This window comes from Parabacteroides distasonis (genome assembly GCF_004793765.1).
GTDB lineage: Bacteria > Bacteroidota > Bacteroidia > Bacteroidales > Tannerellaceae > Parabacteroides > Parabacteroides distasonis_A.
In genome coordinates this window covers 1-10,148 of sequence record NZ_SRYM01000082.1, presented here as the reverse complement: position 1 = coordinate 10,148, position 10,148 = coordinate 1, and the positions used below count along the sequence as shown (strand labels likewise).

At 42.2% G+C, this 10,148-nt stretch carries 8 protein-coding genes and 1 pseudogene; 4 read left to right on the top strand and 5 right to left on the bottom strand.

The genetic code is table 11. From position 1 onward, the window contains the following. Positions 1-230: 230 nt before the first annotated feature. Positions 231-1,958 (top strand): DUF6057 family protein, encoded by a 1,728-nt coding sequence (locus E5342_RS18030; RefSeq protein ID WP_135959991.1) that lies wholly within the window; start codon positions 231-233, stop codon positions 1,956-1,958. Between the two features lie 10 nt (positions 1,959-1,968). Here E5342_RS18030 and kdsB read toward each other — a convergent pair whose 3' ends face one another. Together kdsB and E5342_RS18020 are read right to left on the bottom strand one after the other, a co-directional pair. Further along, complete coding sequence (gene kdsB, locus E5342_RS18025; protein WP_135959992.1) at positions 1,969-2,721, bottom strand: 3-deoxy-manno-octulosonate cytidylyltransferase; 753 nt, start codon at positions 2,719-2,721, stop codon at positions 1,969-1,971. Positions 2,722-2,738: 17 nt separating this feature from the next. Continuing rightward, positions 2,739-5,009, bottom strand: coding sequence for a cation:proton antiporter (locus E5342_RS18020; RefSeq protein WP_135959990.1), 2,271 nt, complete (start codon positions 5,007-5,009; stop codon positions 2,739-2,741). 70 nt (positions 5,010-5,079) lie between these two features. Between E5342_RS18020 and E5342_RS18015 the strand changes: the two genes are divergently transcribed. Further along, on the top strand, positions 5,080-5,715 hold the full coding sequence (locus tag E5342_RS18015; RefSeq protein ID WP_121735025.1) for an AlbA family DNA-binding domain-containing protein: 636 nt from the start codon (positions 5,080-5,082) through the stop codon (positions 5,713-5,715). 6 nt (positions 5,716-5,721) lie between these two features. Here the strand turns inward: E5342_RS18015 and E5342_RS18010 are convergent, their stop codons facing one another. Continuing rightward, complete coding sequence (locus E5342_RS18010; RefSeq protein WP_121735024.1) at positions 5,722-7,101, bottom strand: NfeD family protein; 1,380 nt, start codon at positions 7,099-7,101, stop codon at positions 5,722-5,724. Positions 7,102-7,366: 265 nt separating this feature from the next. On the opposite strand from E5342_RS18010, the gene E5342_RS18005 reads away from it, so the two are divergent. Together E5342_RS18005 and E5342_RS20055 are read left to right on the top strand one after the other, a co-directional pair. After that, positions 7,367-7,876, top strand: coding sequence for an RNA polymerase sigma factor (locus tag E5342_RS18005; protein ID WP_121735023.1), 510 nt, complete (start codon positions 7,367-7,369; stop codon positions 7,874-7,876). 123 nt (positions 7,877-7,999) lie between these two features. Next, positions 8,000-8,125: a hypothetical protein gene (locus E5342_RS20055; protein WP_282593910.1), complete on the top strand. Its 126-nt coding sequence runs from the start codon at positions 8,000-8,002 to the stop codon at positions 8,123-8,125. A 484-nt stretch (positions 8,126-8,609) separates the two neighbouring features. Here E5342_RS20055 and E5342_RS18000 read toward each other — a convergent pair. Both E5342_RS18000 and E5342_RS17995 read right to left on the bottom strand, forming a co-directional pair. Further along, positions 8,610-8,943: pseudogene (locus E5342_RS18000) on the bottom strand (transposase); the annotation flags it as partial. A 154-nt stretch (positions 8,944-9,097) separates the two neighbouring features. Beyond that, positions 9,098-10,096 carry a gliding motility protein GldB gene (locus E5342_RS17995; protein WP_121735019.1) on the bottom strand — a complete coding sequence of 333 codons (999 nt, stop codon included), beginning with the start codon at positions 10,094-10,096 and terminating at the stop codon, positions 9,098-9,100. Between the last annotated feature and the right edge of the window lie 52 nt (positions 10,097-10,148).

Below are 10,148 nucleotides of genomic sequence, written 5' to 3'. Positions count from 1 at the left end.
CTTCATAAAAAATGCACTCCAAAAGTTTTGTGTCTAACTTTTGGGGTGCACTTCATATCTTCGTTCCTCTACTTGAAAAACAAAGCCTCTTGATCGTGATTCTATTTGTCTTTTTATGTTTATTCAAAACTTTTTGTTTGTTTGCATTGTTTTGTATTCAAAAGATTGATGAGGAAATCGATTTTTTTATATTGAAGAAATTAGGGAGGTTATAAAAAGAGGTTTTGTCAATGACAAAAAATGAACGATTGCTTCAGTGGGTAATAGCGGGAATATTCTTCGTAGTATGCTTTGCATTCTTTCAATGGATTTACCCAAACCATTTGTTCATCAAAGAGCAGATGAGGATTTTTTTGTATACCATCGATTATTTTATCTCGTTTTGGGATGAGCCGGCTTGGTTGAGCTGTTATGTGGGGAATTTCTTGATACAGTTCTTTCATTTGACTGTGATAGGTCCGTTGATCGTGACATGCGTATTGTTGCTCTTATGGTACTTCTCTATGCGGGTTCTACGCAAGTTCGGGGGTGGTAATATGGTCTCCGTATATGCATTGTTTCCGGTAGCGTTAGAGTGGGGATTGATTTGCCGGTTGTCGTATAGTATAGCATCTACGCTTTCGTTTATTTTTGTGCTATGGTTCTTTTTGGGATACATCCGGATCAAGAATAAGCAGCTATCTGTTTGGGTGGCTTTTATACTTCTTCCCATAATTTATAGCATGGTCGGTAGCCGGCTGCTTGTCTTCTCCTTGATGGTGATATTCTATGAGGGAGCCAAGAATAGGAAACGGTGGTGGTTCTGGCTTTCTCTTCTGTTATCGAGTTATTTATATCCGTTGTTCATGTGTCATTTTTATGGATTGAACATTGAGGAGGCTTATAAATATTCCCATGTGGATGGTTTGAGCGTATATTTTCCAGCCATGGCGTTGATTTTAGAGATATTCGCTTTGGAAATTAAGAGTATACGTAGGGTGCGCTTAAATCGGCATAGCTTGCTTATTACCTTTTTGGCTGTTGTATTTGGATTCTTCTCATTTGTTATAGCGAGTACGAACTGGAAGCGGGAAAAGGTTTTGGCAGTAGACCAAGCGGTCTATAGGGGTGATTGGGAGCGAGTCTTGGATTTATCTGCCGGATTTGATTCTCCGGATATCTTGATAAGTTATTATAGGAATATCGCTTTCTCCAAGAAGAACGAGTTGCCCCAGAACCTAATGGATTATTATCAACGAGGGGCGGACGCCTTGTTCTTGCCGATCGGTTTGAGATCTTCTATACTTCCTGTGTTTTTCAGCAATGAGACGTATTTTCAATTGGGAGATATGGATATGGCTCGTCATCGTGCGATCGAAGGGATCTTGTCCAGCCCTAAACAAAGGAGCGTACGGCAAATTAAGCGGTTGGTAGAGATTGATATACGGCGTGGGGATGTAGAAGAGGCTAGAAAATATCTGAACTTATTGGATGCGACGTTGTTTTATCATTCATGGGCAAGGTCGAAGGAAGAACAGTTGAAGGGGGAGGAAACCTTGTCGGTGGAGAAACGTTTGCCGAGGAAAAGTGATTGGGACCGAGAGCACGACATCCTATTATCCGTATCGGATTATCCGGGCGTACTATCGAGTTTGGTGGCGAAACATCCGGAAAATAAACAGGCATTGGATTATTTGTTGTGTTATTATTTATTGAACGAGAATTTGGATTGTTTTAAGAATACGTTCGATACTTATTATAAAGGAAAATTTGAATTTGTACCCCGTTTGTACGAGGAGGCTTTGGTACAAGTTTTATCTAAAAGCTCGGATGAGGAGATTTCCGGTTATCAGATACCTCGGGATATTATCCAGGATTACCAAGATTATATCCATTGTAAATCGGATAGAAAAGCAAAGGAGGAATTACGAGATCGTTATTCCTCCACCTATTGGTATTATTCGGATTATATTGAATAATCGCATGTGATCAACGGTTGGCGAGGAAAGCCAAGGCCTTCTCCATGTCCTCCGGTGTATCTATACCGATCGTTTCTTGCTCGGTGATGCCGACCTTGATTTTATATCCGTTTTCCAACCAGCGTAATTGCTCAAGGCTTTCCGCCAGTTCTAAGGCGGATTGAGGTAATTGGGTGATTTCTTTTAGCACTTGCGCACGATAGGCATATAATCCGATATGTTTATAAAAGGTATGGCTCGGCAACCATTCCGTATATTTCTTACCCCGTATATAAGGAATGATAGATCGGCTGAAATACATGGCCTCGTTGTTTTTGTTGAGTACGACTTTCGGGGAATTGGGATTGAATAAGGTACTCTCGAAATCATCGTCCGCATGGAAAGGCTTTACCAATGTCGCTATTTGCGTGTTTGCGTCGGTGAAGCAGGTCTTGATCGTCTGGATTTGCTCGGGATGAATAAAAGGCTCGTCACCTTGGATATTGACAATCACGTCATACCCTTCGCCTATTTTCTGATAAGCTTCGTAGCAACGGTCCGTACCGCTGCGATGTTGATCGGAGGTCATGACGACTTGGCCGCCGAAGGCTTTAACCGCATTCTCTATGCGGATATCGTCGGTAGCTACGCAAACGGAGTCTAAGACATCCTTTACTTGCTCATATACACGTTGTATCATGGGCTTTCCGTTCATATCTGCTAATGGCTTTCCCGGAAAACGGGTGGAGGCGTATCTCGCCGGAATAATTCCTATAAACTTCATCATTCTATATCGTATTGTTAACTGGTTACTACTTTTCCTTCACTTAACTGGATCAACTTATCCCGCTCGCCCACAATCCATATAATATCTCCTTCCTCGAAAACCGTACTGGGAGGTGGATTCTTGATCGAGCTACTTCCACGTTCGATACCGATAACCAAACAAGCGGCTTTATCACGGATACCGGACTCTGTGATGGAACGGCCGATTAATCGGGAACCTTCCGAGATAATGATTTGCTCCATGTTCATCTCTTCCTTTCTTGTGTTCGATTGCTCGGCGTATGATTTCTTGTAGCGTTCCTCCAGATATTTCCTAAAGTGCTCCAGATCATCATCTGCGCCGACTACTACTAATTTATCGAACGGATAGAGCCGCTCGTCTCCTCCCGGTATATTGATTCGCTTCTCTCCACGGATAATCGTTACGATATTTACGTTACACTTTTGCCTGAAGTTTAATTCTTTCAGGCTTTTTCCCATGCTGGGGGAATTTTGCTTCACCTCGAAATCCGCTAAATGGAGATCCCGTTCTAATAAGTGATTTGCGAAACGCTGGTTGATCGGGGCTTTTCGCTCTTGTTCCACTTCCCTCGCTACAAGGTTACTGAAAAAATGCCGTTCCATCAAGATTGACTGTCTCTTTAGCCGTTTGGAGAATATCATTAATACGATGACAGCAGAAGCGACCGCCAGCATAATTCCTAGCGCAGCATTCAATAACCGTGCGACAGGAAGCATGACGAGATCGATACAGAGCAGGATTCTGAGGACTACAAGTGAGACTAGGGGACCCCGGTTATATTTATTATCGTTCCATAATTGCTGGAATTCCACGGAATGATTCTTTTTCATCATGATCGCCCGCAACATCGGGGAGATCAGAGCTAGGATTAAGATCAGGGAGATTAGATTTCCTTGGATGCTGGGCAAATGTTTACAGATGAACGGAGTCACGATTTGTAGCCATAGAAAGATAAGTACTAGGCAGACGGCTGTATAAGTACCGACGATGCGGACCAAGGCTTTTAGTAACTTATTCCATGTACTTTTTTGGCGGATCGTATTGGAACCGGATGAATACCGCTCCAAGAACTGTTTCCAATTCTCCGGTATGATCCGTTCCACCCATTTGTAGGCAGGTTCCGCTAACCGGATCATATAAGGTGTGAAGAATGTCGTGATCACGGATACAGCGACAACGATTGGATACAGATATTGATCCGTCACGTTTAATGATAGTCCCAAACCTGCGATGATGAAGGCGAATTCTCCGATCTGCGCTAATGAGAAACCAGATTGAATAGCTATTTTTATCGGTTGTCCTGACAGTAATACTCCGAAGCTGGCGAAACAGATCTGCCCGGCCATGACTACGAGCGTGATAATGAAAATCGGGATTTTATACTCCCAGAGCATCTGAGGATCGATTAACATGCCTACAGACACGAAGAAAATCGCTCCAAATAAGTCTTTTACGGGTTTTACCAAATGCTCGATCCGTTCAGCATCAATAGTCTCTGCCAAAATCGAACCCATGACAAAAGCTCCGAGAGCTGATGAGAACCCGGCTTTTGTGGCGATCATAACCATACCAAGGCATAGCCCGATGCTCACGATCAACAGAGTCTCCTCATTTAGGAAGCTTTTTGCCTTTTTCAGAAAAGAGGGGATCAAGTAGATCCCGACAACGAAACAGAATAAAAGGAAAATGCCTAATTTGACTACGCTATCCAACATCTCCATGCCTTCCACGTGTTTACTTACCGCTACGGTAGAAAGCAATACCATTAATAATACGGCGAATAGATCCTCTACCACCAAGATACCGAACACGACACCGGCGAATCGTTGGTTACGCAATCCCATGTCATCGAATGCCTTGAAGATAATCGTCGTGGAAGACATCGATAACATACCTCCGAGGAAAAGGCTGTTCATATGTCCCCATCCCAGTGATAACCCCGTGATATATCCCGCTGTCATCATACCTATAACGATGGTTATGGCTCCAATGACAGCGGTTCCTCCCACCTTCATCAACTTCTTGAAACTGAAATCGAGTCCCAATGCGAATAATAGGAAGATAACGCCTATATCAGCCCAGATACGGATACTTTCTACATCTGTAACTGTCGGTATTTGCTCGATGGAAGGTCCGGCGAGTATTCCGGCTACGATATACCCCAATACGACCGGTTGCTTTAACTTTTTGAATAACAGGGTAACCAATCCGGCAGATATGAGTATGACCGCAAGATCTGATATTAGCGCAGGTATCTGAGACATTGTTTATTGTTTTTTCGATTGCCAAAGTTAGGTATTTATTTTAATTTTGTGTCTCAAAACAGAAGCCAAAATGAAGAAGAAACATCCGATTGAAGCGCTTATAGAACAAGGAGAACATCAACAACTTGATTTTAAGTTTGAGGTGAGCGATAGCAAGAAGATCGCCCGGACGTTGAGTGCGTTTGCGAATACAGATGGCGGGCGTCTGCTGATAGGAGTGAAGGATAACGGTACTATTTCTGGTGTGAGAAGTGAGGAAGAATATTATATGATCGAGGCTGCTTCTAAAATGTATACGCATCCCGAGGTATCGTTTATGGCTAAGCGCTGGAATGTCAACGGAAAGACCGTATTGGAAGTTTATATTGCCCCAAGCGATGAGAAACCGCATACGGCACCTGATAAAGACGATAAATACAAGGCCTATATTCGAGTTGCGGACGAAAATATATTGGCGAACGAAGTCCTCATGCAAGCGTGGAAGAAGCAGAAAACCAAAGAGGGTACATTGCTGAAAATAAGTAAGCCTGTCGAGATCCTGTTTTCTTGGCTCGATGAGCATCCGTATATCAGCATAAAAGAGTTTTGCCGTATCGCTCATATCAATTACTATGCGGCCCGTAACATCCTAAGCGATTTGATGGCTATGGGAGCGATGGAATATGTCGTGATTGATAAATGTATCGCCTATAAACGGATCGCATAGATTCGTTTATAGGTTGATTACATAGATTTGCGCATTCTCGAACCTGACGACTTTGATAGGAGTCCCTTCTTCGATGAATCCAGACTCCGATACGCCATCATACAATTCTCCTTCGATAGATACCTTACCCGAAGGACGTAAGACGGTAGCGGCCGTACCTTCTTTGCCGATCAGTTGTGCCAAATTGGGGCTGGATACCGCTTTTTCCAAATCAGCGTTTAATGCCATTTTCTTTAGGGGGCCTTTATGTCCTATTTTGTTTGATGACCATATAACAAGCGTGAATCCGGTACCTAGCCCTAATAGAACCGTGAAAGCGGCTTTGCCTGTATCCATTCCAGATACGTTTTGAAAATCAAAAATAGTATTGTTCAGTAAGCTCATCGTAAGTCCGCCGACCACGAGAATAATTCCACTTATTCCCGCTATGCCAAAGCCCGGAATGACGAATATCTCTAACATTATTAATATAACACCGAGAATGAATAGCAGGATTTCCCAGTTTTCAGCCAATCCGTCCATATAGAGAGGAGCGAAGTAAAGGATAGCTGCTATTATCGCAGCGGCGGATGGAAAACCAAGCCCCGGAGTTTGCATCTCGAAGTAAATGCCACCAATGATAATAATGATTAATAAGCCCTGTATTATGGGACTCATAAAGAAACCTTTTACATTATCGAACCATGAGGGTTCATAACTTTTAATCTCATAGTCCTTATATCCGAGATATTCTGTGATTACTTGTTCCGGACTTTTGGCAATGTTATCGCAATAACCCCATTTGAGTGCTTCTTGAGAGGTAAGTGTCAATACCTTACCGCTATCTATGAGGTTGGGAACGATTACTCTGTCATCGACCATCGCTTCAGCGATTAAAGGATCTCTTTTCCATTTATAGATCGTGTCGCCGTTTTGTATAAGCGTATCTTTACCTTGCGCTTCAGCCGTCGAACGGATCATGGAACGCATATAAGATTGATATTTATCAGGTAGAGCCGTACCCATTTGATTGACAACCGTTGCCGCTCCTATATTCGCCCCTTTCCGCATATAGATTTTCTTGCATGCTATGGAAATTAAAGCACCTGCTGAAGCTGCGTTATTATCGATAAATACATATACTGGTATAGGACTATATAAAATAGCCGTTCGCATAGAATCAGCAGATTCTAATAATCCACCGTATGTGTTCATATGCAATAAAATGGCATCAGCGTTCAATTGCTTGGCCTCTGATAATCCATTATGAAGGTAAATCCATGTGGAGTTATCGATCTCTTTTTTTATATCAATTATATATATTAAGGACTTCTCTTTAGCCTCTGATTGAAAAGAGATTGCAAGAATGAATATTATAGTTGTTAATATTGTTAATGAACGTTTCATATTGTTTGTATTATATTTGTTTTTAATATTTAGTTGAAAATTGTAACTGGTTTGTTGTGAATGTTGATTTCTGCAACTTGTACGACTTGTAAATAATACTCATTTTCAGCAAGATTTACAACAAAAATATTAAGTTACGATTTTTAATATTAATATTTATCAAAGAACTGTATATCTCCATTTTTAATTTATACATTTGTTGCATCCTTCAATGTTTGAAGGGTAATACTTATACGGTATTAAACTTTATTTAATTAGTAAAAATATGAATGCGTTGCAATTTCAGAAAAAATTATTGAGCATGCAAGAAAACATGATGAATTTTGCGCTTATGCTCACAGCGAATAGGGATGATGCCCAAGATCTGATGCAGGACACAACGCTGAAGGTTTTAGACAATCAAGAAAAATTTGTAGACAATATCAATTTTAAGGGCTGGGTCTTGACTGTGATGCGTAACATTTTCATTAACAATTATCACAAGATTGTTCGTACGCAAACTGTCGTAGATCAAGGTGTCGACTTATATAACTTGGATGTCGTGAATGACTCAGGTTTTGACTCTCCGGATGGTGCTTATCAAATTCAAGAGATCACGAAAGCAATCAACGGTTTGAATAATGAGTTGAAGATTCCATTCTCTATGTTTTTGAGCGGTTATAAGTACAATGAGATTGCTGATAAACTGGATGTTCCTCTAGGAACGGTTAAGAGCCGTATATTTTTCGCTCGACAAGAATTACAAAAAGTTTTAAAAGATTTTCGTCAAGGATAAAATTTACTTTATATAAAGGGGGATGTGTCAAAATGTACATGTCCCTTTCAAGCGTTTACAGTGCTTGTTGAAAGACCTTTACGGTATAGAACCGAGCCATCCATAAGCGACATATTGAACCGTATGAAGAAACGCTCATCGTCCGCCTATGGGGAGATCCTGAGGCGTGTGGAATCCTCCCCCGTCGTTGGAGCGGACGAGACGGGGGAGGATCCGGACGGCGGATCGCATTGGATGTGGGTTTTCTAAAACGAGGTGGCCACATACATATTCCCAGATCCTTCCCGTGGAAAAAATGCCATGTACGAACACTTTCCGGACGGCCTCCCCGGCAATGTGCCGGTGACGGACCGGCACAGTTCCTGTTTCAATATGCGGTTGGCCTGCCACCAATTGTGCCTGGCCCACCTGGTCAGTCACAAAGAGCATATCCTCAAATTCTTGAGGAATCCACGTGTGCCTTCGGACAATAATTCCTCCGAACGTTCCGTACAGGGCTGATCGTATGTTCTTTAACACAACCGTCTTGGGTACCCATGGAGAGCGGAACTCCTATTCCAAGACAAGTCCCGGTGCCACCCTCATGCGCATGAAAGAAGATGTCATAAGGAGCGGGCAGAGCAAGCCTGGATATAATTTGCAAATAGGTACTGAGTGGAAAATCCACTCAAATTAGCCCCCTTAAGGCACTGTCCGCCATTTTGTGTAAATAGCAAACTACAGGATTCGGGGTTTACACTTGAATCCTGTTTTCAAATATGGTAATAAATTGGTTAAATATCAATGCCCAATTCCCAATTCCAAATAGGTTGGTACCATTTCTTTTCGATTTCGTTAATGGGCAGATAGACAGATTTTTTCAGCGCATCATCATTTGGAAATGACAGCTTGTTTTTGGTGTGCTTTCTAATTTTCCCATTCAGATTTTCAATAAGATTAGTGGTATAGATAATCTTTCTAATCTTGATGGGGAAATCAAAGAGCACGGTCAGTTCTTCCCAATTATTTCTCCATGAGCGTATCGCATATGGATATTTAGCACCCCGTTTTTGCTCAAAGTTATCCAATTCCGTCTCAGCGGTAAATAAGAGGTTTAAAATCTCATTCCATTGAACCTTTTTTAAAAAGCCTTGTTATTAAGATATAGTGTTTTTCATGGTATTAGAATTAAGTTAGATTAGGTTATCCGTCTTGTTCGTGAGAATAGGGCGGTTTTCCTGTTTATAGGGGTTTGTATTTTGAGGCGGTCAAGATTTCTTGGACGTTGTTGTTTTGCATCAACGCCTCCGGGGTAGATCCCGTCTCCTTCATGTACTGGTTGATGATCTGCCAACCTATCCAAGTCCCGATATTCCCGGGAGCGTCGTTCCCGGGGAAAATGGTCGGGGTATCCTCGAAATATTGGGAAGTCGTCAGTTGATCCGGGGTATAAAGATGCTTGCGCTCGATGATCGCTTTCCAGATCGTTCCTTCGTTATCCTTGCACCAGTTATGGGCCTGTTCGGTGTATCCCATTAGCTCGGCGGCATCAGGAACGCCTAAGGCTTGCGAGAGCAGGTATTTGATTTTTCCTTCGTAAATCATCCGGTCCAGTAATACGTTCTCTTTTCCTACGAAAGGATATTCGGACATGAGCCACCCCGCTAGATAATCCGGGACCACGAGTCCGCGTTGCATTTTCAATTTCTGGGAGTCATAGAAGAATTCCTGATACAAGGGATAGTCCTTTCCCATATATTTATCAACGGAAAGGGAAAGCAGGCTGTCACCCACCAATACGTTCTGGTTGAAACCAGATACATGCATATAGATAGCGGGAATCTGCATCGATGGGAAATTCTTCTTTAGATAGGCGAATCCGTATCCCAAGGATTTTTCGACATCCTCCACGGAAGCATATTGGGTGATAGCGTCACGATACAAGCCTTTCAAGGTAGGCTCCGAGTAATAATTCCGCATTTTCTCGAAGAAGCCGGGAGTCTCGATGGTTTGCAGGTTTAATATGCCTTTTCCGATGATATCCAGCATTTCCGGGTATTGTTTGACCAGTTCGGGTTGCAAGGTCGTATCTCCCGTATCGATCAGTCGGAATAAATCCTTGTCAAAGCGATTGATATGCAGGGGTTCGACGGTAGCGTAGTTGATCGTATTTGTGTTTTGCCCGTTGCAGCTCAATAGCGTAGCGGACAAGATACAGGCCATGATGAGTTTTGTAACCATTGTATATTATTTAATCGTTATATTTTTGCATAAAGTTTCAACATCAGAGTGT